Annotated in this window: 24 protein-coding genes; 10 read left to right on the forward strand and 14 right to left on the reverse strand. The window is 66.5% G+C overall.

Going from position 1 to position 24,410, the window contains the following annotated elements; translation table 11 throughout:
* Positions 1–11 precede the first annotated feature (11 nt).
* Positions 12–1,616 (forward strand): FMN-binding glutamate synthase family protein, encoded by a 1,605-nt coding sequence (locus AC56DV_RS07715; protein ID WP_496313702.1) that lies wholly within the window; start codon positions 12–14, stop codon positions 1,614–1,616.
* Positions 1,617–1,698: 82 nt separating this feature from the next.
* Here the strand turns inward: AC56DV_RS07715 and AC56DV_RS07720 are convergent, their stop codons facing one another.
* From AC56DV_RS07720 to AC56DV_RS07730, 3 genes are read right to left on the reverse strand one after another with little or no spacing between them, the layout of a single operon-like run.
* Positions 1,699–1,986 (reverse strand): DUF6587 family protein, encoded by a 288-nt coding sequence (locus tag AC56DV_RS07720; protein WP_496313703.1) that lies wholly within the window; start codon positions 1,984–1,986, stop codon positions 1,699–1,701.
* A 1-nt stretch (position 1,987) separates the two neighbouring features.
* Entirely contained in the window at positions 1,988–3,877 is a 1,890-nt protein-coding gene (feoB, locus tag AC56DV_RS07725; protein WP_496313704.1) for a ferrous iron transporter B, read from the reverse strand.
* Between the two features lie 3 nt (positions 3,878–3,880).
* On the reverse strand, positions 3,881–4,153 hold the full coding sequence (locus AC56DV_RS07730; RefSeq protein WP_496313705.1) for a FeoA family protein: 273 nt from the start codon (positions 4,151–4,153) through the stop codon (positions 3,881–3,883).
* A 208-nt stretch (positions 4,154–4,361) separates the two neighbouring features.
* Between AC56DV_RS07730 and AC56DV_RS07735 the strand changes: the two genes are divergently transcribed.
* Positions 4,362–4,568 carry a (2Fe-2S)-binding protein gene (locus AC56DV_RS07735; RefSeq protein WP_496313706.1) on the forward strand — a complete coding sequence of 69 codons (207 nt, stop codon included), beginning with the start codon at positions 4,362–4,364 and terminating at the stop codon, positions 4,566–4,568.
* Between the two features lie 8 nt (positions 4,569–4,576).
* Positions 4,577–5,248 carry an energy transducer TonB gene (locus AC56DV_RS07740; protein ID WP_496313707.1) on the forward strand — a complete coding sequence of 224 codons (672 nt, stop codon included), beginning with the start codon at positions 4,577–4,579 and terminating at the stop codon, positions 5,246–5,248.
* A 99-nt stretch (positions 5,249–5,347) separates the two neighbouring features.
* On the opposite strand, the gene AC56DV_RS07745 is transcribed toward AC56DV_RS07740, so the two are convergent.
* Entirely contained in the window at positions 5,348–6,028 is a 681-nt protein-coding gene (locus tag AC56DV_RS07745; protein WP_496313708.1) for a Fe2+-dependent dioxygenase, read from the reverse strand.
* A gap of 203 nt (positions 6,029–6,231) precedes the next feature.
* Between AC56DV_RS07745 and bfr the strand changes: the two genes are divergently transcribed.
* On the forward strand, positions 6,232–6,702 hold the full coding sequence (bfr, locus tag AC56DV_RS07750; protein WP_496313709.1) for a bacterioferritin: 471 nt from the start codon (positions 6,232–6,234) through the stop codon (positions 6,700–6,702).
* A 7-nt stretch (positions 6,703–6,709) separates the two neighbouring features.
* On the opposite strand, the gene AC56DV_RS07755 is transcribed toward bfr, so the two are convergent.
* The 6 genes from AC56DV_RS07755 to AC56DV_RS07780 all read right to left on the reverse strand — a co-directional run bounded on the left by AC56DV_RS07755 (position 6,710) and on the right by AC56DV_RS07780 (position 15,232).
* Complete coding sequence (locus AC56DV_RS07755; protein ID WP_496313710.1) at positions 6,710–8,074, reverse strand: MFS transporter; 1,365 nt, start codon at positions 8,072–8,074, stop codon at positions 6,710–6,712.
* A gap of 20 nt (positions 8,075–8,094) precedes the next feature.
* The gene (locus tag AC56DV_RS07760) at positions 8,095–9,060 is read right to left on the reverse strand and encodes a PfkB family carbohydrate kinase (protein WP_496313711.1); all 966 of its coding nucleotides are present in this window, start codon (positions 9,058–9,060) and stop codon (positions 8,095–8,097) included.
* 20 nt (positions 9,061–9,080) lie between these two features.
* Positions 9,081–10,988 carry an alpha-amylase family glycosyl hydrolase gene (locus AC56DV_RS07765; protein ID WP_496313712.1) on the reverse strand — a complete coding sequence of 636 codons (1,908 nt, stop codon included), beginning with the start codon at positions 10,986–10,988 and terminating at the stop codon, positions 9,081–9,083.
* Positions 10,989–11,023: 35 nt separating this feature from the next.
* Complete coding sequence (locus AC56DV_RS07770; protein WP_496313713.1) at positions 11,024–13,384, reverse strand: TonB-dependent receptor domain-containing protein; 2,361 nt, start codon at positions 13,382–13,384, stop codon at positions 11,024–11,026.
* Positions 13,385–13,570: 186 nt separating this feature from the next.
* The gene (locus AC56DV_RS07775; protein ID WP_496313714.1) at positions 13,571–14,608 is read right to left on the reverse strand and encodes a LacI family DNA-binding transcriptional regulator; all 1,038 of its coding nucleotides are present in this window, start codon (positions 14,606–14,608) and stop codon (positions 13,571–13,573) included.
* A 15-nt stretch (positions 14,609–14,623) separates the two neighbouring features.
* Positions 14,624–15,232, reverse strand: coding sequence for a glutathione S-transferase family protein (locus AC56DV_RS07780; RefSeq protein ID WP_496313715.1), 609 nt, complete (start codon positions 15,230–15,232; stop codon positions 14,624–14,626).
* A 128-nt stretch (positions 15,233–15,360) separates the two neighbouring features.
* Here AC56DV_RS07780 and purB point away from each other — a divergent pair, with 128 nt between their 5' ends.
* The 4 genes from purB (at position 15,361) to AC56DV_RS07800 (ending at position 18,611) form a co-directional block, all read left to right on the forward strand.
* The gene (gene purB / locus AC56DV_RS07785) at positions 15,361–16,737 is read left to right on the forward strand and encodes an adenylosuccinate lyase (protein ID WP_496313716.1); all 1,377 of its coding nucleotides are present in this window, start codon (positions 15,361–15,363) and stop codon (positions 16,735–16,737) included.
* A 122-nt stretch (positions 16,738–16,859) separates the two neighbouring features.
* On the forward strand, positions 16,860–17,414 hold the full coding sequence (locus tag AC56DV_RS07790; protein ID WP_496313717.1) for a cytochrome b: 555 nt from the start codon (positions 16,860–16,862) through the stop codon (positions 17,412–17,414).
* A 42-nt stretch (positions 17,415–17,456) separates the two neighbouring features.
* Entirely contained in the window at positions 17,457–18,011 is a 555-nt protein-coding gene (locus AC56DV_RS07795) for a YceI family protein (protein ID WP_496313718.1), read from the forward strand.
* Between the two features lie 30 nt (positions 18,012–18,041).
* Positions 18,042–18,611 (forward strand): YceI family protein, encoded by a 570-nt coding sequence (locus AC56DV_RS07800; RefSeq protein ID WP_496313719.1) that lies wholly within the window; start codon positions 18,042–18,044, stop codon positions 18,609–18,611.
* A 291-nt stretch (positions 18,612–18,902) separates the two neighbouring features.
* Here AC56DV_RS07800 and AC56DV_RS07805 read toward each other — a convergent pair whose 3' ends face one another.
* Together AC56DV_RS07805 and AC56DV_RS07810 are read right to left on the reverse strand one after the other, a co-directional pair.
* Positions 18,903–19,430 (reverse strand): thioredoxin family protein, encoded by a 528-nt coding sequence (locus AC56DV_RS07805; protein WP_496313720.1) that lies wholly within the window; start codon positions 19,428–19,430, stop codon positions 18,903–18,905.
* 1 nt (position 19,431) lies between these two features.
* Entirely contained in the window at positions 19,432–20,187 is a 756-nt protein-coding gene (locus AC56DV_RS07810) for a cytochrome c biogenesis CcdA family protein (protein ID WP_496313721.1), read from the reverse strand.
* A 164-nt stretch (positions 20,188–20,351) separates the two neighbouring features.
* Between AC56DV_RS07810 and AC56DV_RS07815 the strand changes: the two genes are divergently transcribed.
* Together AC56DV_RS07815 and AC56DV_RS07820 are read left to right on the forward strand one after the other, a co-directional pair.
* Complete coding sequence (locus AC56DV_RS07815) at positions 20,352–21,092, forward strand: response regulator (RefSeq protein ID WP_496313722.1); 741 nt, start codon at positions 20,352–20,354, stop codon at positions 21,090–21,092.
* Positions 21,092–22,399: an ATP-binding protein gene (locus tag AC56DV_RS07820; RefSeq protein WP_496313840.1), complete on the forward strand. Its 1,308-nt coding sequence runs from the start codon at positions 21,092–21,094 to the stop codon at positions 22,397–22,399. Before AC56DV_RS07815 ends, AC56DV_RS07820 begins: the two co-directional genes overlap by 1 nt.
* 14 nt (positions 22,400–22,413) lie before the next feature.
* Here the strand turns inward: AC56DV_RS07820 and AC56DV_RS07825 are convergent, their stop codons facing one another.
* Together AC56DV_RS07825 and AC56DV_RS07830 are read right to left on the reverse strand one after the other, a co-directional pair.
* Entirely contained in the window at positions 22,414–23,379 is a 966-nt protein-coding gene (locus AC56DV_RS07825; protein WP_496313723.1) for an MBL fold metallo-hydrolase, read from the reverse strand.
* Between the two features lie 113 nt (positions 23,380–23,492).
* Complete coding sequence (locus AC56DV_RS07830; RefSeq protein ID WP_496313841.1) at positions 23,493–24,383, reverse strand: alpha/beta fold hydrolase; 891 nt, start codon at positions 24,381–24,383, stop codon at positions 23,493–23,495.
* Positions 24,384–24,410 lie beyond the last annotated feature (27 nt).

Consider the following 24,410-nt stretch of genomic DNA (forward strand, 5'->3'; position numbering starts at 1 on the left):
CAGGATCGTCCATGACCATGCTGCGTTACTCCGCATTCGCCGGCGCCGCCGCCGCCCTGCCGCTGTCGCTGGCCATGGGGGCGCCACTGTGGGTCCCGGCCACCGCAGCTGCATTGACCGCCATCGGCGTCGCCGACGTGCTGCAAACCAAGCGCGCGCTGCGGCGCAACTACCCCATCCTGGCGCACTTCCGCTTCATGTTCGAGGCCATCCGGCCCGAGATCCGCCAATACCTGCTGGAGGACGACCAGTCGGCCGCGCCGTTCTCGCGCAACCAGCGCAGCATCGTCTACCAGCGCGCCAAGCTCGACACCGACAAGCGCCCCTTCGGCACCCAGCTCGACGTCTACCAGCCCGGCTACGAATGGATCAACCACTCGATCCAGCCGGTGCCGGTGAACGGCCACGACTTCCGCATCGAGATCGGCAACCACCCGGACTGCCCGCGCGCCCAGCCCTACAAGGCCAGCGTGTTCAACGTGTCGGCCATGAGCTTCGGTTCGCTGTCGGCCAACGCCATCCTGGCGCTCAACGGCGGCGCCCGTATCGGCGGCTTCATGCACGACACCGGCGAAGGCAGCATCAGCCCCTACCACCGCGAAAACGGCGGCGACCTGGTATGGGAAATCGGCTCCGGCTACTTTGGCTGCCGCAACGAAGACGGCAGCTTCTCGGAGCAGAAATTCGTGGCCAACGCCTGCACGCCGCAGGTGAAGATGATCGAACTGAAACTGTCGCAAGGGGCCAAGCCGGGCCACGGCGGCGTGCTGCCCGGGCCCAAGGTGAGCCTGGAGATCGCCGCCACGCGCGGCGTGATGGCGGGGGTGGACTGCATCTCGCCGGCCAACCACTCGGCCTTTTCCACGCCGCTGGAAATGCTGGCCTTCATCGAGCGGCTGCGCAAGCTGTCCGGCGGCAAGCCGACCGGCTTCAAGCTGGCCATCGGCCACCCGTGGGAATTTTTCGGCATCGTCAAAGCGATGCTGGCCTCCGGCATCACGCCCGACTTCATCGTGGTCGACGGCAGCGAAGGCGGCACCGGCGCCGCGCCGCTGGAATTCACCGACCACGTCGGCACGCCGCTGCAGGAAGCGCTGCTGCTGGTGCACAACACGCTGGTGGGGGCCGGGCTGCGCGAGCGCATCAAGATCGGCGCCTCCGGCAAGATCATCACCGCCTTCGACATCGCGCGCACGCTGGCGCTGGGGGCGGACTGGTGCAACTCGGCGCGCGGCTTCATGTTCGCGCTGGGCTGCATCCAGAGCCAGAGCTGCCACACCGACCACTGCCCGACCGGCGTGGCCACGCAGGACAAGCTGCGCCAGCGCGCGCTGGCGGTGCCGGACAAGACCCAGCGCGTGGCCCACTTCCACCAGAACACCATGAAAGCGCTGGCCGAGCTGATCGCCGCCGCCGGGCTGACGCACCCGTCGCAACTGAAGCCGCACCACATTGTGCGGCGCATCTCGCCCAACCAGGTCAAGCTGGCGTCGGCGCTGCTGCCCTACCTGGAACCCGGCCAGCTGCTCGACCCCACCCTGCTCTCCAAGCTGCCGCCGGTGTTCGGCCTCTACTGGCCGATGGCGCAAGCCGAGTCCTTCCACCCACTGCCGTAAAGCAAAATGGGGTCAGGGTTAATTATCTATGCGTTTGATGCATAGATAATCAACCCTGACCCCATTTGTCTGGCCGGAAAGATTAGCGCTGGACGTGGAGCTGGATGACGCGGCGGGAGGCTGGCGGGGATGGCGGCGGCGCGGAGGCGTCCTTGCCGCTGCTGCTACCGCTGCCGCAGCTGCCGCACGCGCCGCAGCCGGAGCCGCAGCTGTCCTGCACCTTGAAGAATCTGGCCAGCTTGTCTTCGTTCAGGCCGCGCCGCGCCAGGCTGTAGACGATGCGGCGGCGCCAGGCGGCCGGCAGATACTTGGTGCTGGCGTGCAGCAGCGCCGCTGCGACGATCAGGCCGACTATGATCTGCTGCCACATCTCAGGCTCCCAGCATGACCGCGACGCGGTAGGTGATGAAGGAGGCGGTGTAGGCCAGCGCGAACATGTAGCCGGCCATGATGAAGGCGTAGCGCACGCTGCCGGTCTCGCGGCGCACCACCGACAGGGTGGACAGGCACTGCGGCGCAAACACGTACCAGGCCAGCAGCGACAGCGCGGTGGCCATCGACCAGGTCTGCGACAGGATCGGCTGCAGCTGCGAGGCCAGCTCGTCGCCGGTCTGGGACAGCGCGTACACGGTGCCCAGCGCGCCCACCGCCACTTCGCGCGCGGCCATGCCCGGCACCAGCGCGATGCAGATCTGCCAGTTGAAGCCGATCGGCGCGAAGATGAATTCCAGGCCGCGCCCCAGCAGGCCCGCCAGGCTGTAGTAGATCGGCGGGTGGGTGGCGCCTTCCGGGGCGCCGGGGAAGCTGCTCAGCGCCCACAGCAGCACCATCAGGGTCAGGATCACGGTGCCGACGCGGGTCAGGAAGATCTTGGCGCGCTCCCACAGGCCGATGGCCAGGTTGCGCAGGTGCGGCCAGTGGTAGCTGGGCAGTTCCAGCATCAGCGGCTGCTTGCTCTTGGCGCCCATGGCGCGCTTGAAGAACCAGGCCACCGCCATGGCCGAGACGATGCCGGCTACGTACAGCGCGAACAGCACCAGGCCTTGCAGGCTGAGCACGCCCCACACTTCGCGCTCGGGGATGAAGGCGGCGATCACCAGCGCGTACACCGGCAGGCGCGCCGAGCACGTCATCAGCGGGGCGATCATGATGGTGACCAGCCGGTCGCGCGGATTCTGGATGGTGCGCGCCGCCATCACGCCCGGGATGGCGCAGGCAAAGCTGGACAGCAGCGGGATGAAGGCACGCCCGGACAGGCCCACGCCGCCCATCATGCGGTCCAGCAGGAAGGCCGCGCGCGGCAGGTAGCCGCAGTCTTCCAGCACCAGTATGAAGAAGAACAGGATCAGGATCTGCGGCAGGAACACCAGCACGCTGCCGACGCCGCTGATCACGCCGTCCACCAGCAGGCTGCGCAGCACGCCGTCGGCCATGTGCTCCTTCAGCAGGCCGCCGCCGCCGTCCACGGTGTCCTTGATCCACTCCATGATGGGCGCGGCCCAGGCGAACACCGCCTGGAACACCAGGAACATCAGCACCGCCAGGATGATGGGGCCGAGCACCGGGTGCAGCACCACGTCGTCGATCTTCTCGCTCAGGTTGCCCTTGTCGCGGCTGTCGTTGCTGACCACGGACAGGATGCGGCGCACTTCGCGCTGCGTCTCTTCCACCGTCACGGCGTCGATGGCGTCCAGCGGCTTGGCCTTGACGGCGGCCAGCGGCCACATCTGGTCCAGCGCGCGCAGCAGCGACTTCTCGCCGCCGGCCGCCACCGCCACGGTTTCCACCACGGTCATGCCCAGTTCCCGGGCCAGCTTGTCGGCGTCGATGTCGATGCCGCGTTTCTTGGCCACGTCCACCATGTTCAGCGCCAGCACCATCGGCAGGCCGAGGCGCTGGATCTCCAGCACCAGGCGCAAATTCAGGCGCAGGTTGGTGGCGTCCACCACGCACACCACCACGTCCGGCGCCGCTTCGCCGGCGCGCAGGCCGGCCACCACGTCGCGCGTGATGGCTTCGTCCGGCGTGTGGGCCTTGAGCGAATAGGCGCCCGGCAGGTCCAGCAGGCGGAAGCCGTGGCCGTCCGGCGAGGTGAACTGGCCCTCCTTGCGTTCGATGGTGACGCCGGCGTAGTTGGCCACTTTCTGGCGCGCGCCCGTGATGCGGTTGAACAGCGCGGTCTTGCCGCAATTCGGATTACCCAGCAGGGCCACCATCGGCGCCTGCGCTACGGCCTGCGCCGGTTTTTCTACTGCGCCCATGGTTTATTCCGGTTGGATGGAGATCAGCGCGGCCTCGAAGCGGCGCAATGCGAAAGTGGAGTTGCCGACCTTGATGGCCAGCGGCTCGCCGCCGGGCATGCCGCGCTTCAGCATGCGGATGCGCTCGCCGGGCACGAAACCGAGCTCCATCAGGCGCCGCGCCAGGTCGGCGCCGTCTTCCACTTCCTGCGGGTTGCCCGGCGCCACGTGCACGACCACGGCGCTTTTGCCGGTCTCCAGCGTATCGAGTTGGGTCAAGGGGGGCGCTTGCGTCATGGGGCTTCCTGTCGGATCGGTGATGAATTTCTGTGCGGCCATTATAGAGCTAAATGAGAATGAGTTGGATTTGCAGGAACTGCTTGCATTGTACGCCGGGTTGCGGCAGAATAGGAAACGTAATGATAATGATTCTCATTAAGAATGACTTAAGAATGACGAATCGGCATCAAAATTAGTCAGCACCATCTAGCCAGAAGGTAACGCAATGATTGTTTGTATCTGCAACAACATCTCAGACCGCGAAATCCGTCAAGCCATCGAACTGGGCATCACCTCCATGGACGAATTGCGCGCCGATCTCGGCCTGGCCACTTGCTGCGGCCAGTGCGCTTCGACTGCGGAAGAGATCCTGACCGCACACCTGGGCCGCATCAACGAAACCGTCTTGAAGCGCCCCACCATGACCACTTAAGGAGCGCAATGAATGCGATGACGATAGACGGCCCCTCACCGGAAGGGCTGGCCAAGCTGGGCAAATTCTCGGTGATCGTCGCCATTCATGCAGGATTGTTCTATCTGCTGCAAACCGGCATGCTGCGCGACGCCGTGCATGCCGTGCTGCCGCAGGTGGTGAACGTCTCCTTCGTGGCGCCGCCCGCGCCGCAGCCGGAACCGCCGGCGCCCAAGACCGTCCCCGTCATGCGGCAGGCCCCGGCCATCGCGCCGCCGCCCCTGCCGCTGCTGAACATCACCGTCGAGAACACCATCACGCCGCCGCCGGCCCAGCCGCGCAGCGATACGCCAAGCGCGCCGTCCGCCGCGCCGCCGCAGCCGGCCGCAGCCGCCCCCGCCCCGCCGGCGCCGCCGTCCGCGCCACGGCTGGTGCAGGGCGTGGAATACGTGCGCCCGCCGGCCCCGGTCTATCCCACCATTTCGCGCCGCCTGGGCGAAACCGGCGTGGTCATGCTGCGCGTGCTGATCAGCGAGAAGGGCCTGCCGGAGCAGGCCATCATCGCCAAGTCGTCCGGCTCCGGCAACCTGGATGAAGCGGGCCGCATGGCCGCCATGCGCGCGCTGTTCAAGCCCTATATGGAAGACGGCAAGCCGGTCGCCGTGTACGTGCTGGTGCCGATCAACTTCCAGCAGGTCTGAGCCCCGCCGTTCTTTTCACCGACTACGAGCACCACCCCTTCCGTCCCCACTGGCGCCCTGGCGCGCCGGCGGGGATTTTTTTCGTCCTTCTTTTTCCAGCTACAGCTCGGCCCACATGCGCAGCAGGTTGTGATAGTGGCCGGTGAGGCCGACCGTGGCGTCGTTGTCGCCAAGCTGGGCGCGCAGGCGCTGGATGTTCTGGTCCAGTTCAAACAGCATGGCGCGTTTGGCGTCGTCGCGCACCATGCTCTGGCTCCACAGGAAAGAAGCCACGCGCTCGCCGCTGGTGACCGGCATGACGCGGTGCACGCTGCTGGACGGGTAGACGATGGCGTCGCCGGCCGGCAGCTTCACTTCGTGCGCGCCATACGAGTCCATCACCACCAGTTCGCCGCCTTCGTACGCCTCGGGGTCGCTGAGGAAGACCGTGGTGGAGACGTCGGCGCGCAGGGTCTGCAGGGTGCGGCCGTCGGTGCGCACGGCGCCGTCGATGTGCAGGCCGTATTGCTCGCCGCCGGCGTAGCTGTTGAAGTACGGCGGCAGGATGCGCAGCGGCAGCGCGGCAGCGAAGAACAGCGGGTTGGCGGTGAGCGCGCGCGCGACGATGTCGCCCAGTTCCTTGGCCAGCGGCGAGCCTTCGGCCAGCTGGCGGTTGCGCTTGACCTGCGCGCCTTGCGCGCCAACGCTTTCGCGGCCGTCCACCCAGTCGCTCTGCGCCAGGCGCTGGCGGAAGGTCAGTACTTGCTCCGGCGTCAGCACGCCGGGAATGTGCAGCATCATGTTCGGTGTCCTTGCTTGAAGATCAGCCGATATTATCCGCCAAGTGGCATATAACGAAAACGAGAATTGTTCGCACTTCGAACAGCGTTTTCACCACCACTATTATCTGGCCGTTTTTTCATGTTTTACTTACAGATATGTGGATGCTCGTGGCAGAATGGCGGCATTTCCTGCTTCAACAACCAGATAAAAAGAGGTATCCCATGAAGGGTGATAACGACGTAATCCGCCTGCTGAACGCGCAGCTGACCAATGAGCTGACCGCCATCAACCAGTACTTCCTGCACGCGCGCATGTACCGCCACTGGGGCTTCGAGAAGATTGCGAAGAAAGAGTACGAAGAATCGATCGGCGAAATGAAGCACGCCGACAAACTGATCGACCGCATCCTGATGCTGGAAGGCCTGCCTAACCTGCAAGCCATGCACAAGGTGATGGTCGGCGAGAACACCGAAGAGATGTTGTCGCTGGACCTGAAGCTGGAACACGCCGCGCACAAGACCGTCAAGGAAGGCATCGCCCAGTGCGAGAAGGTGGGCGACTACGTTTCGCGCGACCTGCTGCTGATGATCCTGGACGACACCGAAGAGCACATCGAGTGGCTGGAAACCCAGACCGACCTGATCGGCAAAGTCGGCATCCAGAACTACCTGCAGAGCCAGATGTCCGAATAAGCCGGCTTCACCCCTTGGCCGCCGCCCCCGCTGCGGCGGCCTGGTTCCCTTCTTCCGCATCCCGGCCGCGCGCCGCCTTCACCTTCACCAGCAGCATCGCCACCGCAGCGCACAGCAGCAGCGCCCCCGCCAGCCGTATCACGTTCTCCGGATGTCCGCCCAGCCAGGCGCGGTAGTACAGCGGCAGCGTGAGGATCTGGATGATCATCGGGATCACGATGAACATATTGAAGATGCCCATGTAGACGCCGGTGCGTTCGGGCGGAATGCTGCCCGCCAGGATCACGTAGGGATTGCCCATCATGCTGGCCCAGGCCACGCCGATGCCCAGCATGGGCAGCAGCAGCAAGGCCGGGCTCTGGATCAGCGGGATGCACAGCATGCCCGCGCCGGCCAGCGCCAGGCACACGCTGTGCATGCGTTTCGGGCCGTAGCGGCGCGTGAACGGCACCAGCGCGAAGGCGGCCAGGAAGGCGATGAAGTTGTAGAAGGCGCCGATCTGGCCGTTCAGCAGGCCCGCCTCGCGGAAGCCGGGCGAGGCCGGGTCGGTGCTGTGGAACATGGTGGCCGCCAGCGACAGCACGATGTATTGCCAGTAGCAGAACATGGCGTACCACTGGAACAGCTGCACCAGCGCCAGCTGGCGCATGGTGGACGGCATGTCGCGCACGGCCGCGCCGATTTCAATCAGCGTGCTGCGCCAGCCCACCGGCGCGGCGCGGATGCGGCGGATTTCCTCTTCTTCCAGCGGCAGTTCGGGCGTGGTCTTCAGCGTCCACAGCACGCTGGCCAGCGAGAACACGGAGCCGATCAGGAAGGCGGCGATCACCACGTGCGGGATATGGCTGCCGCTAACGGCGTCCCGGCTCATGCCGAGGAACACCAGCAGCGACGGCGTCAGATAGGCCAGCGTCTGCCCCAGGCCGGTGAACGCGCTCTGGGTCAGGAAGCCCAGCGAGTGCTGGGGCGGCGCCAGGCGGTCACTGACGAAGGCGCGGTATGGCTCCATGGTGACGTTGTTGGCGGCGTCCAGTATCCACAGCAGGCTGGCCGCCATCCACAGCGCGGAGCTGAAGGGCATGGCCAGCAGGCCCAGGCTGCACAGGATGGCGCCGATCAGGAAGTACGGGCGGCGCCGTCCCCAGCGGCTCAGGGTGCGGTCGCTCAGCGCGCCCACCAGCGGCTGCACCAGCAGGCCGGTGACGGGACCGGCCAGCCACAGGTAGGGCAGGCTGGCTTCGTCGGCGCCGAGGTAGCTGTAGATGGGGCTCATGCTGCTTTGCTGCAGGCCGAAACTGAACTGGATGCCGAAGAATCCAACGTTCATGTTGACGATCTGCCAGAACGAAAGGCGGGGCTTGTGCAGCGCCATGGCGTGCTCCGGTAGGGGTGTCAGGCGGCGCTGTGCCAGCGCGCGAGCCAGGGTTGGTAGAAGGCGGTGTCCTGCGGGACGGCGCCCGCGATGCCGCAAATGGCGCCGGCAAAGGCGTTGGCGCGCGCCATGGTGAGCGCGAGCGGCCAGCCTTGGGCGCTGCCGTACAGGTAGACGGCGGAGAAGGCGTCGCCGGCGCCCACGGTGTCCGCCATGCGCGGCACCTCGGCCGGGCCGCTGGCGGTGACTTCGCCATCGGCGCCGTAGTGCACCGCGCCGCGCGGTCCCAGCGTGACGATGATGCAGGCCAGCGAGAACTTGGTGATCAGTTCGGCGCAGGCCAGCCGCACGTCCAGGCTGTCCATGTCGGCGGTGCCGGGGCTGATGTGGGCGTACCAGTCGAACAGCTGCACCAGTTCCTCTTCGTTGACCTTGAGCGTGTCGGCGTGGCACAGCGAGTCGAACACGGTGGCTTCGGTGGCCTGGCCGTCGCGCAGGTTCAGGTCGAGGTAGCGCGGCGCTTTGCAGGCTTGCAGCAGCGCTTGCAGGGCGGCGCGGCCTTCGGGGGTGCGCTGGGCCAGGGTGCCGAAGTAGACCGCGGAAGGTGCGCCGGCGCCTGCGTCGGCCAGGCCAGCCAGCGCGGCCAGCATGGGCGCGGGTTGCACGCGGTCGTAGGCCTGGTCCGGCAGGATGTGGAAACGGTGGCTGCCGTCGCCGGTGCGCTCGACCTGCACGCGGCCGGTCGGTTCGCCGGCGCCCACTTGCAGGCCGGCCTCGCTCATGCCGAAGCGCTGGAATTCGCTGCGCATCCGGGCGCCGTTGGCGTCGTCGCCGATGCGGGCGACCATCAGGGGCGGCATGCGGAAGCCGGCCAGGTTGCGCGCCACGTTGAACGGCGCGCCGCCGACCACCTGCAAGTCGCCGAAATCGTCCACCAGCGCCTCGCCAAATACCACGGCCGCAGCCGCTCCGCTTGCTTGTTCCATTGCTGCTCCTTTGTGCTTGTTCACGGCGCCGCCTCCAGCCACAGCATGGCCCAGGGCGCGAGCTCCACTACACCCGAGCGTGACTGGCCTGTCAAGCTGTCGCGCCAGGCGGCGTCCAGGATGTGCTGCTGCACGGCGCCGGAGAAGTTGAACAGCGCCAGGAAGCGCGGGCCGCGCGCCAGCGCCAGCACGGCCGGGGCCGACGCCAGCACGGTGCGCGGCGCGCCCGCCGCCAGCGCGTCCAGCCGGCGGCGCGCAGCCAGCAGCGCGCGCAAGCCGCCGTACATCCGGCCGGCAGCAGTGGCCGCGTCATGGCGCTGCAGGAAGGCGTGTTCGTCAAACACGGGGCGCTGCAGCCAGCGGCTGTCCATCGCGTGCTCGGGGCGCGCGCGGTAGCTGTCGTCGTTGCACTGGGCCAGTTCGTCGCCCATGTAGAGCACGGGCAGCGCGCCGGCGCTCAGGGCCAGGCCGTGCAGCAGCAGCGCGCGGCGCAGGGCGGATTGCTGCTGCGCCGCGTCCTGCGCAGGCACTCCGGCCAGGCCGGCCAGCGACGCGGCCATGCCGTTGCTGCCGTGCGCCGCGTGCGGGTCGCTGCTCTGGAAGGCGGCGCCGCTTGGCCGCGCGCCGTCCGCATAGGCGCCTGCCGAACCGCCGTAGAAGTTGGCGATGGCGGCCAGGCGCGCGCGGGCACGCTCCGCGCCGTCCTCCCCGTCCTCCTCGCCCGCTTCGGCGCGCAGCACGTTCCAGCCGATGTCGTCGTGGCAGCGCACGTAGCTCAACCACGATGTGTGCGGCGGCAGCGCCGGCGTGCGCGCCAGCACCGCGCGCAGCAGCGCGGCGTCCTGCTCGGCCAGCGCGCCCCACCCTGCCGCCATCAGGCTGCTGTGGTAGGCGATATGGCATTCGGGCGCTTGCGCGTCGCCGAAATAGGCGGGCAGCTCGCGGGTCGGCACGATGGCCTCGGCTTTGAGCAGCACGCCCGGCGCGGCGATGGCGACAATCGCGCGCAAGGCCTGCAACAGCGCGTGCGCTTCCGGCTGGTTCATGCAGTTGCTGCCTTCGCGCTTCCACAGGAAGGCCGTGGAGTCGAGCCGGAACACTTCAATGCCGCGGTTGGCCAGGCGCAGCAGGGCCGCCGCCATTTCCGCGAACACCGCCGGGTTGGCGTAGTTCAGGTCCCACTGGTAGGGATAGAACGTGGTCCAGACCCAGCCGCCCATTTCCTCGACGTAGCTGAAATTGCCCGGCGCCACCTGCGGGAACACCTGGCCCAGCGTGCGCTCGTAGCGGTCCGGCATGCTGCGGTCGGGGAAGACGTGGAAGTATTCGCGCAGCGCGCTGTCGCCGTGACGCGCGCCGCGTGCCCACGGATGGTCGTCCGCCACGTGGTTCAAGATGAAGTCCGAGCACAGGCTGATGCCGGCCTCGCGCAGCTGCGCCGTCAGCGCATCCAGGTCGGCATTGCCGCCCAGCCTGGGGTCGACGTCGTCGAAGCTGGCGACGGCGAAGCCGCCGTCGTTTTCGCCGGCGCGCGGCCGCAGGAAAGGCAGCAGGTGCAGGTAGCGCACGCCCAGCTCCTGCAAGTGCGGAATGCGCTGCGCCACGCCGGCCAGGCTGCCGCCGAAGCGGTCGGCGTAGGCGCAGTAGCCCAGCATGGACTGGTCCTGGAACCAGTCCGGATTCGCCAGCCGCTCGCCGTCCTGCGCCTGCAGCGCCGCCGGGCGTGCCGCAGCAAGACGCCCCACCTGCGCCACCAGATCGGCGTACCACCGCGCAAAGCCGGGCTGCTGCCCGTACAGGCCGGACAGGCGCTGGTGCAGCACGGCCTCCTGTTCGCTGTAGCGGCGCGCGAATTCGGCGCGCCGCGCTTCGGGCAGCGCCGGCATGGCGGCCAGCAGGGCGTGCAAAGGCGGCAAAGGCTGGGACATCTTGATCATCTTCTTGTAGTGGGTGTGCGGGTGGATCAGAAGCTGTAGCTCAGGCTGGCCTTGACCGCGCGGCCGGTGATGGCGCGCGCCGCGTGGCCGTCGCCTTCCACCTCGGTGTAGCCCAGCTTGTTGAACAGGTTGTTGGCGGTGAGCGACAGCACGGTCTGCGGAGTGAGCTGGTACTTCACGAACGCGTGCACCACGCGGTAGGCCGGCATGTCGATGGTGTTGGCGTCGTCCGCCCAGGAGCGGCCGGTGCCGATGATGCTGGCGCCGACGGTGACGTCACCGATTTCATAGCTCGGTGCCAGCTGGTACACCACCTTGGCCTGGCGGCGCGGGGTGTGGCCGATCACCGATTCCTGGCCGGGTGCGGTGCCGACGATCTCGGCGTCCGTGTAGGTCAGGCCGCCGCTGACGCGGAAGCCGCCCATGCTCCACGCCGCTTCCAGCTCGGCGCCCTTGGCGTCGTAGCGGTTGGCGGTGCTGAGCTGCGTGGTCGCCTCGAAGTTGCTTTCATTGGTCTTGGCCTGGAACAGCGTGAGGAAGGCGCTGGCGCCGCCCTGGCGCCATTTCACGCCGCCTTCGACCTGCTTGACGGTGTTCAGGCTGATCGGCGCGCTGCCGTCCAGCGGGCTGCCGAACAAGATGCGGTCCGCGTTGAAGGACACGCCGTCGCTGACGCGGGCGAACAGCGCCAGGTTGCGCTGCAGCTGGTAGTTGCCGCCCACCGAGTACGAAGTGTGGTTCACCTTGTAGTTCACCAGTTGCTGCGTGGCCGCCTCGTAGCGCAGGCCGCCGGTGGCGACGCTGCTGGCAATGTTGCCGCTGCCGGTGGCGCGCTGGTTGTCCTTGCGCAGGCTGGCGTCGATGTTCAGCGGGCCGTTTTCCCAGCCCAGGTTCACGTAGGGCGAGGTGAGCTTGTATTCCATGTCCACGGCGCGCGAGCAGCAGCCGCCGAAGGCGGGGCCGATCAGGCCGGGCGTCGCGTTGGTACCGGTACTGGCCGTCTGCAGCAGCGCCGGGCTGTCCCCCTTGGCCTGTATCAGGTACTCGTTGAAGTTCCAGGTCAGGCCCAGCTTCTGCAGGGAGTTGTACAGGCCCGCCGTGCCGGTCAGCTTGCCGCCGCCGACGGACAGCGATTTCGACAGCTTGACGTCGTTCAGCGTATTGCCCGCGTCGTCGATGGAAGTGTTGAACACCACCGCGTTGAAGGCGCGGCCGTTGTAGGCCTGGCCCTTCTGCGGACCGGTGGCGATGGTGTAGTCGCCCATCACGCCGTTATTGGCGGGGAACACACCGATGAAGCGGCCGCTGTTGTCGCTCTTGCGGAAGTTCTCGCTCAGGGTCACGCCGTTGCCCAGGTCCAGCGACAGGGCCACGCCGAAGCTGTCGCTCTTCACGGCCAGGCCGTCGTTGACGTTGCTGGAAACATGGCCGTTGCCCTTGTCCAGCGACACGTCGCGCACCCAGTACGGCGAGTAGAAGCTGACGCTGCGCGGGTCGATGCCCGGAATCTCCGAGATGCGGCCGTTGGCGACCTGCACCGGCACCGGCAGCGCGGTGGGCGACTTGTCGTCCAGGTGCTTGAAGGACAGGCGGATGGTGCCGCGTTCGAATTCGTGGGTCAGGTTGCCGCGGATCTGGCCGCCCTCCTCCGTGCTCATGCCGGTGCGGCGGATGCCTTCGCCGGTGCGGTAGTGGCCGCCGATGAAGAAGCGGGTCTTGTCGGTCAGCGGGGCGCCGTAGCTGAAGTCGTAGCGGGTCTGGTCGTAGCCCAGGCCGCGCGAGATGCCGATGCTGCCGCCCTTGCTTTCGCCGGTCTTGCTGATGAAGTTGATGATGCCGCCCGGCGAGTTGCTGGCCAGCGTGGAGGCCGAACCGCCGCGCACCACTTCCAGGTGGTCCAGCGTGCCGTCGATCTTCACGTAGCTGTCCGGCGTGATGAAGTTGAAATCGCCCGACTGCAGCACCGGCAGGCCGTCTTCCTGCATCTGCACGTAGCGCGAGCCGCCGGCCGAAATCGGCACGCCGCGCACGGTGATGTTGGCGTTGCCTTCGCCGCCGGAGGACTCCGAGCGCAGGCCCGGCACCGAGCGCAGCACCTCGGCGGCGCTGGTGGGCGCGGCCAGGGCGATGGTGTCGGGGTCCATGGTGCTGACGGACACGCTGGACTTCATCTTGGAGCTGCCGCGCGCGGTGCCGGTGACGACCACGCGTTCCATGTTCAGGCCGTCGGCTGCCGGTGCGGCAGGGGCGGCGGCAGGGGCGGGGGCGGCGGGGGTTTCGGGAACGGCGGCGGTGCCGGCGGACTGCGCGGCGGCGCTCAGGTGCATCAGGGCGGCTGCGACGGCCGCGGCCATGCAACCCAGTTTTGCTGGATGGTTTTGCATCATGTCTCCTGGTTTTTCTCGGTGGCGCCGCATTCGTTGGCGGCAGGTCTGCGGTGTGCAGTTGCCTCATTATTCACCAGTTCCAAATTTATTGCAATCGATTGCAATAAATATTTGAAAGGCATGCAAACATGAGCTTGTATCCAATTGCAAACGGTTGCACTTCCGCCGTGGCGGCGCAGAGACAGGTCAGGCGCTGGCGCGCCGCACCAGTTCGGTAGGCAGTTGCTGCGAGGCGGCGTCGTGGCCGTCGGCCAGGGCCAGCAGCGCGCCGACCAGCGCGCGCCCGGCGGCGGCGATGGGCTGGCGCACCGTGCTCAAGGGAGGATGGAAATAGGACGCCAGCTCGATATCGTCGTAGCCGACCACGGCCACGTCGTCCGGCACGCCGCGCCCCTGCGCGCGCAGGGTATTGATGGCCGCCATGGCCAGCAGGTCGCTGCAGGCGAACAGGCCGTCGAACTGCGCGCCCCGGCGCTGCAGTTCGCGCACGCCCTCCTCGCCGCCGCCCGGCAGGAAGGACACCGGCACCATCAGCTGCGGATCGGCCTGCAGCCCCTGCGCGGCCAGCGCGTTGCAATAGCCCTGGTAGCGCTGCGCCACTTCGGGCAGGTTGGTGTCGCCCAGGAAGGCGATGCGCTTGCGGCCCTGCGCCAGCAAATGCCCGGTGGCCAGCGCGCCGCCGGCCACGTTGTCGCCGCCGACGGTGCAGTACAGCTGCTGCGGCAGCTGCGCGCCCCACACCACGATGGGCACGCGGCGCGCGGCCAGCTGGTTCAGCTGGTCATGGTGGCGCCACTGGCCGATCAGGATCACGCCGATCACGCGGCCGCTGTCGAAGGGCTGCGCGGCGGCGTCCAGCGTGCCGGCGTCGACCCGCGTCAGCAGCATGTCTAGGCCCTGCTCGGTGAGCGCGTCGGCCAGGCTGCCCAGCATGGCCAGGAAGAAGGGATCGGTGAGCTGTTGGCGGGTGTCGGGGTCGTACGGCACCACCACGCCCACGGTGCGGTTCTGCTTCAGGCGCAGGTTCTGCGCGCCGATATTGATGGAATAGTTGAGCGAGCGCGCCAGTTCCATGACGCGCTGCCGGGTTTCGTCGTTGACCAGCTTGCTGCCCGCCAGCGCGCGCGACACGGTGGACGTGGACACGCCGGCCAGGCGCGCGATGTCGGCCATCTGCAGGCGGCGCTGCTGGGCGCTGGGCGCGTCCGGCTTGGTGGGCGGCATGGGGGCGGCGGTGGCTTATTGCGGCGCGGTGTCGCGGAACGACGGCCGCTCGGACAGCTTGTCGTACAGGCGCGCCAGGTTGGGGTGGGCGCCACGCCAGTCGATTTCCGGGAAACGGAAGGACAGCCAGCCCAGCGTGCAGCCCACGGCCACGTCGGCCAGCGAATAGTGGATGCCGGCGCAGTAAGGCGACTCGTCCAGCTTGCGCGACAGTTCGGCCAGGCCCAGCTCCACCTTCTTCAGCTGGCGCGCGATCCAGTCCGCGCTCTGCTGCCCGGGCGGACGCTGGGTGCGCTCCAGGCGCACCAGCACGCCGGCGTCGGTGACGCCGTCCGCCAGGGCTTCCCAGCACTTGATGTCGGCACGGTCGCGGCCATTGGGCGGCAGCAGCTTGCAGACCGGGGTCAGCGTGTCGAGGTACTCGACCATGACGCGCGAATCGATCATCGCCTGGCCATCTTCCATGACCAGGCAAGGCACCTTGCCGAGCGGATTGACTTCATTGATGCGGGTGTCGGACACCCACACGTTTTCCAGCTCGAACTGGTAATCGAGCTTCTTTTCTGCCAGCACAACGCGGACTTTGCGTACATAAGGACTGGCGAGGGAACCGATTAGTTTCATAGGGGCCAACAGGGTAGAAGTAGGTGGCAGTATAACATCGACAATCCGGGCCATGGCGCTGCGGTGGTAGAATGACGGCCTGCTGCGTCTTCTATTGCTCCGTCTTCATTAACTTGCTTCCCGCCTCCATGACTACTACGCCATACTCCACTCTGTCGGCCCTGTCTCCGCTCGACGGCCGCTACGCTTCCAAGACCGACAAGCTGCGCCCCATCCTGTCCGAGTCCGGCTTCATGCACAACCGCGTGAAGGTTGAAATCAACTGGCTGCAAGCGCTGTCGCAAGCCGGTTTCGCCGAGATCAAGCCGTTCTCGGCCGCAGCCACCGCGCTGCTGGACAAGCTGGTGTCGGACTTCACGGAAGCCGACGCGGCCCGCATCAAGGAAATCGAAGCGGTCACCAACCACGACGTGAAAGCCGTGGAATACTGGCTCAAAGAACAAGTCAAGGACGTGCCGGAACTGGTGGCCGCCTCCGAGTTCATCCACTTCGCCTGCACCTCGGAAGACATCAACAACACCTCGCACGGTATGATGCTGAAAGCGGCGCGCGACGGCGTGATGGTGCCGGCCCTGAAAGGCCTGGTCGCCAAGCTGACCGAAATCGCCCACGTGAACGCCGAGCTGCCGATGCTGTCGCGCACCCACGGCCAGACCGCGTCGCCGACCACGCTGGGCAAGGAATTCGCCAACGTGGTGGCCCGCCTGCAGCGCGCCGTCAAGCGCATCGAGCAGGTTGAAATCCTGGGCAAGATGAACGGCGCCGTGGGCAACTACAACGCCCACCTGTCGGCCTACCCGTCGTTCGACTGGGCCGCGTTCTCGCAAGCCGTGATCGAGCAGCGCCTGGGCCTGGTGTTCAACCCGTACACCATCCAGATCGAACCGCACGACTACATGGCCGAGCTGTTCGACGCCTTCGCGCGCGCCAACACCATCCTGCTGGACCTGAACCGCGACATCTGGACCTACGTCTCGCTGGGCTACTTCAAGCAGAAGCTGAAGGCCGGCGAAATCGGTTCCTCCACCATGCCGCACAAGGTCAACCCGATCGACTTCGAGAACTCGGAAGGCAACCTGGGCCTGGCCAACGCCGTGCTCAAGCACCTGTCCGAGAAGCTGCCGGTGTCGCGCATGCAGCGCGACCTGACCGATTCGACCGTGCTGCGCAACATCGGCGTGGGCTTCGGCTACACGCTGCTGGCCTACGACAGCTGCCTGCGCGGCCTGAACAAGCTGGAAGTGAACCCGGCGCGCCTGGCGGCCGACCTGGACGCCAGCTGGGAAGTGCTGGCCGAGCCGGTGCAGACCGTGATGCGCCGCTACGGCATCGAGAACCCGTACGAGCAGCTGAAAGAGCTGACCCGCGGCAAGGGCATCTCGAAAGAAGCGCTGCGCGACTTCATCACCGGCCTGGCGATCCCGCAGGAAGCCAAGGACCTGCTGCTGGCCATGACCCCGTCCAACTACATCGGCATCGCCGACAAGCTGGCCAAGGCCATCTAAGGACACGCGCGGGCGCGGGGCTGGACGCCCCGCCGCCCGCGGCAATCTAAGTCAGTCTTAAGCACGGTTTGATTTTCTTTGGTATATTAGTCCTAACACGTACTAATTTCCGAAAGGCGCCGATGCAACGCTATTCCAAAACTGCCATGCTGCTGCACTGGCTGGTCGCCATCCTGATCGTCGCCGCCTTCTTCCTGGGGCTGACGATGGTCGACATCAAGGGCTTCTCGCCCACCAAGCTCAAATACTATTCCTGGCACAAATGGCTGGGCGTGACGGTGCTGCTGCTGGCCGCCGTGCGCATCCTGTGGCGCAAGGCCAATGTGCCGCCGCCGCCGCTGGCCAGCATACCGCAATGGCAGCACCAGGCCGCCGAAGCCATGCACTACGCGCTGTACTTCTTCATGTTCGCCGTGCCGCTGTCCGGCTACCTGTACACCACCGCCGCCAACGTGCCGGTGGTCTACCTCGGCCTGTGGCAGATTCCGGCCCTGTTCGAAGGCACGCCCGAGCTGAAGGAATTCTTCAAGCCCATCCATTACTGGCTGAACATGGCCATGGCCGCCGCCGTGCTGGCCCATGCCGGCGCCGCGCTGAAGCACCACTTCTTCGACCGCGACGACGTGCTCAAGCGCATGCTGCCCAAGCTGCCGGACCTGTCCAGGCTGCGAAACTGATTCCCACACTGATACCCAACTTCCACCTACCCCGGAGTTTTCATGAACACCACGCACCGCGCCGTACTCGTTTCCCTGCTTGGCCTGTCGCTGGCCGCCAGCGCCGCCGTCCTGAAAACGGACGTCGCCAAGTCCTCCGTGTCGGCCACCTTCAAGCAGATGAACGTGCCGATCGAATCCAAGTTCAAGAAGCACAACATCGTCATCGACTACAACGCGGCCGCGCCGGAAACGTCCAAGGCCACGGTGGAAATCGAGACCGCCAGCATGGACCTGGGCGACGCCGACATGAACAAGGAAGTGGCGAAGAAAGAATGGTTCAACTCGGCCCAGTTCCCGAAAGCCACCTTCACCTCCACCGCCATCAAGAGCGCCGGGCCCGGCAAGCTGACCGTCACCGGCAAGCTGACCATCAAGGGCAAGGCCGCCGACGTGAGCTTCCCGCTGGCCGTCAAGGCCGACGGCAAGAACCAGGTGTTCGACGGCGCACTGCCGATCAAACGCCTGGCTTTCAATATCGGTGAAGGCGAGTGGAAGGACACCGGCATGGTTGCCGATGATGTTACGATCAAGTTCCACGTAGTAGCAGCGCAGTAAGAAACCCATCCCCCTTTGCCCGGAGACGCAATGAAACTCAAGTTTTTGATCGCCGCCCTGATTGCCGCCACCGCCGGTTCGTCCATGGCCGCCGAAACCTTCAACATCGACCCGAACCACACCTTCCCGAGCTTCGAGGCTGACCACATGGGCCTGTCCGTGTGGCGCGGCAAGTTCGGCAAGACCACCGGCACCGTGCAGCTGGACCGCGCCGCCAAGAAGGGCAGCCTGGACATCGTGATCGACGCCAAGACCATCGACTTCGGCCTGGAAGCGATGAACGTGCACGCGCGCAAGGCGGACATGTTCAACGTCGAGAAATTCCCGGAAGTGACCTACAAGAGCACCGCGCTGAAGTTCGACGGCGACAAGCTGGTGGGCGTGGAAGGCAACCTGACCCTGCTGGGCGTGACCAAGCCGGTGGCGCTGAACGTGAGCAAATTCAAGTGCATCATGCACCCGCGCTACAAGCGTGAAGTGTGCGGCGCCGACGCCACCGCCGAATTCAAGCGCAGCGACTTCGGCTTGAACTACGGCCTGCCGAACTTCTCGCCGGAAGTGAAACTGGCGATCCAGGTGGAAGCGATCAAGGCCGACTAAGCCTGCCCGCTGCCCTTCCCGCCAGCCCCCGTCGCCGCGCGCCACGGGGGCTTTTCAATTTGCGGCCTGCCCTGCGCGTGCCCGCATCGCTCGACGGCCCGGCGACGCTGGCCCGTGTCTCGTGTTTTCGGCTTTTTACTAAAATATGCTACCCCTTACTACATCGCTATATACCGCGATATTCCGCACGATTCTTCGCGAAGCCGGAACTAAACATCACTAGACGCATCTATCCAACATGGGCAGGAAACACCGTAAAGCGAAACACCATCCCGGAACGCCGTGAAGACCTTATTTTTGCGCCAGCAGGGCCTTGATGGCCGCTTCGGTCTGGCCGTACTGGCCTTCGCCGAAGTGGGTGTAGACCACCTTGCCGCTGCGGTCGACCAGGTACAGCGCCGGCCAGTACTGGTTGTGGTACGCGGTCCATGTGGCGTAGCGGTTGTCCTGCGCCACCGGGTAGCGGATGTCGAAGCGCTTGATGGCGGTCTGCACGTTGCTGGTGCTGCGCTCGAAGGGGAATTCGGGCGTGTGCACGCCGACCACCACCAGGCCCTGGTCCTTGTACTTCTCGTGCCAGGACTTCACGTGCGGCAGCACATTGATGCAGTTGATGCAGGTGTAGGTCCAGAAGTCGACCAGCACCACCTTGCCGCGCAGCTGCTGCATCGTCAGCGGCTCGCTGTTGAGCCATTTTTCGATGCCGGTGAATTCGGCGGCCGGGGTGGGGTTCTTCAGCGGGCCGGCCACGGCGGCGCCGCTGGCGATGGCGAAAGCGGTGCAGGCGGCGGCAATGGCCAGGGTGCGCGGGATGTTCATGTCAGAGTCCTTTCAGGGTGGGGAAGACGGAAGCCAGTTGGGCGTAAATCAGGATGTCGTACTGCAGATAAATGGCAGCGGCGGTGGCGATCACCAGCACGCCGAACACCTGCTGCAGGCGGGCGGCGTGGCGCGCCACGACGCGCACCCTGGCGGTGGCGTACTGGCCGCTGTAAATGATGCCGAGCATGGGGATGGCGGCGCCGATGGCGTACAGCGTGATCAGCAGCGCGGACCAGCCCAGGTCCTGCGAGCGCACCACCAGCGCCAGGATGGACGCGAGCACCGGGCCGGCGCACGGCGTCCACACCGCGCCCAGCGACATGCCCAGCACGAAGCCGCCGAAGTTGCCGTCGCGCGGGCCGCCGCCTGCCCCGCCCGGCCCCATGCCGGGCAGCGTTGGCAAGCGCGCCACCAGCCAGTCGTAGGGACGCGGCCACAGGCGCAGCAGGCCGGAAATGGCCAGCATGGCGATGGCGGTGTTGCGCAGCGCTTCCTGCGCCTGGTGCACCACCGAGGACACCGCGCCCAGCAGCATGGCGAAGGAGGCGAAGGTGAGGATGAAGCCGGCCACGATGTACAGCGGCCGCATGTTCCTGGCCGCCTTGGCGCCGTCACCGGCTGCGGCGCCCCCGCCGGCGCCGGGCCGGACCGCCGCGCTGCCCAGCAGGATGGGCATCACCGGCAGCACGCAGGGCGAGGCGATGGTGGACACGCCCGCCAGCAGGGCCAGCGGCGTTTCGAGCAGGTTGTACATGGCGCCGCTCCTTCTTGTTGATTGGTTTCGACAGGCTCCATTGGACCGCCCGCAGGTATCTCGCTTGTGTCCGCCGCGCGGCGCCGCTGCAATGTAGTGTGTACGGCGCGCCAGCGGATACACAGGGATACAAAGACCGATTTCGGCTGGGGTATCATGGCTGCATGGAAAATACCGACCACATCCTCATCGTCGACGACGACCGCGGCATCCGCGAACTGCTGGCTGCCTACCTTGAAAAGAACGGCATGCGCGTGTCGCTGGCAGCCAACGGGCGCCAGATGCGCGCCGTGCTGGAACAGGGCGAGCCGGACCTGATCGTGCTGGACCTGATGCTGCCCGGCGAGGACGGCCTGCTGCTGTGCCGCGAACTGCGGGCCGGCAAGCACCGCACCGTGCCGGTGCTGATGCTGACCGCGCTCAGCGAAGAAGCCGACCGCATCGTCGGCCTGGAAATGGGCGCCGACGATTACCTGTCCAAGCCCTTCGCCTCGCGCGAACTGCTGGCGCGCATCCGCGCCGTGCTGCGCCGCGCGCGCATGCTGCCCAAGAACATGCAGGTGACCGAGGCGGCCCACGTGCTGGGCTTCGGCGACTGGAAGCTGGACACCGTGGCGCGCCACCTGCTCGACGCCGACGGCACCATGGTGGCGCTGAGCGGCGCCGAATACCGGCTGCTGCGCGTGTTCCTCGACCATCCGCAGCGGGTGCTGACGCGCGACCAGCTGCTGAACCTGACCCAGGGCCGTCAGGCCGACGCCTTCGACCGCTCCATCGACCTGCTGGTGAGCCGCTTGCGCCAGACCCTGAAGGACGAGCCGCGCGAGCCGCGCTACATCAAGACGCTGCGCAGCGAAGGCTATGTGTTCTCGTCGGCCGTGACGGTGCTGGAAGGGCGCGAGTGATGGTCTCCGTGCTGCGCTGGCCGCGCTCCCTGTTCGCGCGCCTGGCGCTGATCCTGTGCGTGGGCCTGGCGGCCGGCAACGCCGCCTCGTTCTGGCTCACCATGACCGAGCGCAACCAGGCCACCATGAACGTCATGGTCGGCTACATCGAGCGCGAGGTGGCCAGCTCGGTCGCCCTGCTCGACCGCCTGCCCGCCGCCGAACGCCCGGCCTGGCTGCCGCGCCTGGCGCGCCGCAGCTACCACTTCATGCTGGAACCGGGCGTCTCCGGCGTGGCGCCCGACGCCACCCTGTCGGCCCGCGTGGCGGCCTCGATCGCGGACGGCATCGGCACCACCTACGAGCTGACGGCCAACGCCGTGCCCGGCGACCGCGAGCGCCTGCAGGTGCACCTGCGCCTGAGCGACGGCTCGCCGCTGACCATCGACATCACGCCCATGCCCGGCATTCCGCTGTCGCGCTGGCTGCCGCTGCTGCTGGCGCTGCAACTGGCCGTGCTGGCCGCCTGCTGCTGGTTCGCGGTGCGCCTGGCCACCCGCCCGCTGCACCAGCTGGCGCAGGCCGCCGACACGCTGGGCCCGGACCTGAAGGCCGAGCGCCTGCCCGAGGACGGCCCGTCCGAAGTGGCGCGCGCGGCGCGCGCCTTCAACGCCATGCAGGACCGCATCGCCGGCTACATGACCGAGCGCCTGCAGATCCTGGCCGCCATCTCGCACGACCTGCAAACGCCGATCACGCGCATGCGGCTGCGGGTCGATATGATGGACGACGCGCCGCAGCACGCCAAGCTGCAGCAGGACTTGCAGGAGATGGAAACCCTGGTCAAGGAAGGCGTGGCCTATGCGCGCACGCTGCACGGCACCGGCGAGGAACCGCGCCGCATCGATCCCGACGCCCTGCTCGACAGCATGCTGGCCGACTACCGCGACGCCGGCCACGACGTCAGCCTGCACGGCAAGGCCGGTGGCGCGCTGGTGGCGCGGCCGCAGGCGCTGCGCCGCGTGCTGGGCAACCTGGTGGACAACGCGCTCAAGTTCGGCGGCGCGGCGGAAATCGCGGTGGAACCGCAAGCGGGCCTGCTGACGATATCCGTGCTGGACCGCGGCCCCGGCATCCCGGCCGAGTCGCTGGAGGCGGTGTTCGAGCCTTTCGTGCGGCTGGAAACATCGCGCAACCGGGGCACCGGCGGCACCGGCCTCGGCCTGGCGATCGCGCGCCAGCTGGCGCAGGCGATGGACGCCTCGCTGACGCTGCACCAGCGCCCCGGCGGCGGCCTGGAAGCGCGCCTGGCACTGCGGCACGCCTGAGCGGCGGGCCTCGCTTATTTCCCGCTTAAATCCTTATAGGCAGCAGGGACGTTCAAGGCGGAATGGACCCAGTCGAAGAGCACGTAACCGGAAAACTCCGGCATGGCGGCCTGCTTTACCGTTTCATCCAGGCCCAGCCCTTTATCCACCGCAGCTTGCACTTGGCTGCGGACGCTATCGAGGTAGTCTATATGCCACCTGATGTCTTCTTTGCCCATCGGCACACCGTGCCCCGGAACAACGCGGGCGTCGGCAGGCAGGAAGGCATACACCCGGCGCAGCGTGTCCAGCGTGGCGACCAGATGGCCATCGAGCAACCAGGGAAGCGCTGGCTTTTTGGCGATCACCGGGTTGCCCGTCCATAGGACTTTTGCTTGCGGCTCCCACACCCACAAATCGCCACCGGTCTGCGCAAAGCCGAAGTCGATGATGTCGACTGTTTTGCCACCCAGGTCCAGCGTTAATCTGCCTCCGGGCGCAACCAGCAGATCGGCCGCGCGCGTCTGGATTTGCTCAATGCCGCGCCCGGTTCCGAAATGCTTGATCATGAACGCTTTGTCGTCGTCCAGGTGCCCGGCTATATAGCTGCGCGTCCGCTCATGCTGGATGATGATGGTCTTCTCCGGCAAATACATGTTGCCGTACGTATGGTCGCCGTGCGAGCTGGTGTTGACGGCGTAGAGGATGGGCTTGCGCCCAAGCTGCTGACTCAAGGCTTGCACTTGGCCGTTCAAGCGCTTGTTCAGCATGGTGTCGACCAGCAGCGCCCCCTTGGCGCCGACGATGAGACCGCCAGTGGTGGCCGCAGCGCCGCCTTTGGCGTTGAGCTCCTTCGCATTGCTGGCGTAGTACGCATACACGCCGTCGGCCAGCTTTTCGCCCACCATGTCGACCTTGTTGCCGTCCCAGATAGGCTCGGCGGCGCGCGCATGCGTGGCAAGCAACGCACCGGCGATCGCGATAATGTGAAGAATTTTCATGTTGGGATGATTTCATCCGGCGTGATAAAGCGCTGCAGTATCGATGCGGGCCGCACGTTCCGGAAGAATGCTTTCAGCCGGTGACCAGCGCAGTTTTTCCGCCAGGTCGAGATTCATGGCTGTCCGCCTTTCATGGACGGGGCGTCAAGGAATTTGCGGATCACCGCCACGGCCTCGGCCGGCTTCTCTTCCATCAGCCAGTGGCCCGATCCCTGGATCACGGACTCTTGCACATTAGCCGCCACTTCCCGCATGATCTGCGCCTGCATGGCGCCGAAGGACTTTTCCCCGCCCATGGCCAGCACCGGCATGGTCAGCTTGGTCTTGGCAAAGGCCAGGTTGTCCTGGGCGTCCTGGCTAAATGCGGCGAACTGGGCGAAGCCAGCCCGCATGCCGCCCGGACGCGAGTAGGTCTGGGCGAAGAAATCCTTGGTGGCCGGATTGGGTTGATCCGGGCTGGCGGAGAAGGCGCTCCAGATGCGGTTCAGATAGATCCGTTCGCGGCCTGCCACGAGGCGCTCCGCATCAGGTCCGTTGAAGTTGAAATGCCAGACTCCAGGGTTCTGCAGGATCTGGTTCCAGGGGCCGATGCCGGGAATCGGCGCATCCATGACGGCCAGGCGTTCAACCTTGTCGGGATACGTCGCCGTATACGCATAGGCCACCATGTTGCCGATATCGTGTGCGACCACCGCTGTCTTGTCATGGCCCAGGGCCTCGACCACAGCGCGGATGTCGCCAGCCTGCGTTTTCTTGTCATAGCCGCTTGCCGGAATGGAAGAACGTCCAATGCCGCGCAAATCGGGGACGATCACGGTATGGTCCTTCATCAGGTCGGCCGCCAGCGGCCCCCAGGAGTCGCTGTTCTCGGCATAGCCGTGGATCAGCACCACGGCAGGACCGGCGCCGCCCGATCGAACAAAAATCGAGGTGCCATCGGGTGCCTTGACTGTCCGGGCTTTAAAGCTCGACGGCAGTGAAGGGATTTTCTGCCCGGCCGCCATGGCGACGTTGAAGAAATACGGACCGCT

The sequence above is a fragment of the Massilia sp. BGA-UO-ETr-WB1 genome (assembly GCF_059567845.1).

Bases quoted from the DNA above. Each gene is read 5' to 3' on its own strand.
- AC56DV_RS07715 (WP_496313702.1), top strand. From the start codon at position 12: ATGACCATGCTGCGTTACTCCGCATTCGCCGGCGCCGCCGCCGCCCTG.
- AC56DV_RS07720 (WP_496313703.1), bottom strand. From the start codon at position 1,986: ATGTGGCAGCAGATCATAGTCGGCCTGATCGTCGCAGCGGCGCTGCTG.
- feoB (WP_496313704.1), bottom strand. From the start codon at position 3,877: ATGGGCGCAGTAGAAAAACCGGCGCAGGCCGTAGCGCAGGCGCCGATG.
- AC56DV_RS07730 (WP_496313705.1), bottom strand. From the start codon at position 4,153: ATGACGCAAGCGCCCCCCTTGACCCAACTCGATACGCTGGAGACCGGC.
- AC56DV_RS07735 (WP_496313706.1), top strand. From the start codon at position 4,362: ATGATTGTTTGTATCTGCAACAACATCTCAGACCGCGAAATCCGTCAA.
- AC56DV_RS07740 (WP_496313707.1), top strand. From the start codon at position 4,577: ATGAATGCGATGACGATAGACGGCCCCTCACCGGAAGGGCTGGCCAAG.
- AC56DV_RS07745 (WP_496313708.1), bottom strand. From the start codon at position 6,028: ATGATGCTGCACATTCCCGGCGTGCTGACGCCGGAGCAAGTACTGACC.
- bfr (WP_496313709.1), top strand. From the start codon at position 6,232: ATGAAGGGTGATAACGACGTAATCCGCCTGCTGAACGCGCAGCTGACC.
- AC56DV_RS07755 (WP_496313710.1), bottom strand. From the start codon at position 8,074: ATGGCGCTGCACAAGCCCCGCCTTTCGTTCTGGCAGATCGTCAACATG.
- AC56DV_RS07760 (WP_496313711.1), bottom strand. From the start codon at position 9,060: ATGGAACAAGCAAGCGGAGCGGCTGCGGCCGTGGTATTTGGCGAGGCG.
- AC56DV_RS07765 (WP_496313712.1), bottom strand. From the start codon at position 10,988: ATGTCCCAGCCTTTGCCGCCTTTGCACGCCCTGCTGGCCGCCATGCCG.
- AC56DV_RS07770 (WP_496313713.1), bottom strand. From the start codon at position 13,384: ATGATGCAAAACCATCCAGCAAAACTGGGTTGCATGGCCGCGGCCGTC.
- AC56DV_RS07775 (WP_496313714.1), bottom strand. From the start codon at position 14,608: ATGCCGCCCACCAAGCCGGACGCGCCCAGCGCCCAGCAGCGCCGCCTG.
- AC56DV_RS07780 (WP_496313715.1), bottom strand. From the start codon at position 15,232: ATGAAACTAATCGGTTCCCTCGCCAGTCCTTATGTACGCAAAGTCCGC.
- purB (WP_496313716.1), top strand. From the start codon at position 15,361: ATGACTACTACGCCATACTCCACTCTGTCGGCCCTGTCTCCGCTCGAC.
- AC56DV_RS07790 (WP_496313717.1), top strand. From the start codon at position 16,860: ATGCAACGCTATTCCAAAACTGCCATGCTGCTGCACTGGCTGGTCGCC.
- AC56DV_RS07795 (WP_496313718.1), top strand. From the start codon at position 17,457: ATGAACACCACGCACCGCGCCGTACTCGTTTCCCTGCTTGGCCTGTCG.
- AC56DV_RS07800 (WP_496313719.1), top strand. From the start codon at position 18,042: ATGAAACTCAAGTTTTTGATCGCCGCCCTGATTGCCGCCACCGCCGGT.
- AC56DV_RS07805 (WP_496313720.1), bottom strand. From the start codon at position 19,430: ATGAACATCCCGCGCACCCTGGCCATTGCCGCCGCCTGCACCGCTTTC.
- AC56DV_RS07810 (WP_496313721.1), bottom strand. From the start codon at position 20,187: ATGTACAACCTGCTCGAAACGCCGCTGGCCCTGCTGGCGGGCGTGTCC.
- AC56DV_RS07815 (WP_496313722.1), top strand. From the start codon at position 20,352: ATGGAAAATACCGACCACATCCTCATCGTCGACGACGACCGCGGCATC.
- AC56DV_RS07820 (WP_496313840.1), top strand. From the start codon at position 21,092: ATGGTCTCCGTGCTGCGCTGGCCGCGCTCCCTGTTCGCGCGCCTGGCG.
- AC56DV_RS07825 (WP_496313723.1), bottom strand. From the start codon at position 23,379: ATGAAAATTCTTCACATTATCGCGATCGCCGGTGCGTTGCTTGCCACG.
- AC56DV_RS07830 (WP_496313841.1), bottom strand. From the start codon at position 24,383: ATGGCGGCCGGGCAGAAAATCCCTTCACTGCCGTCGAGCTTTAAAGCC.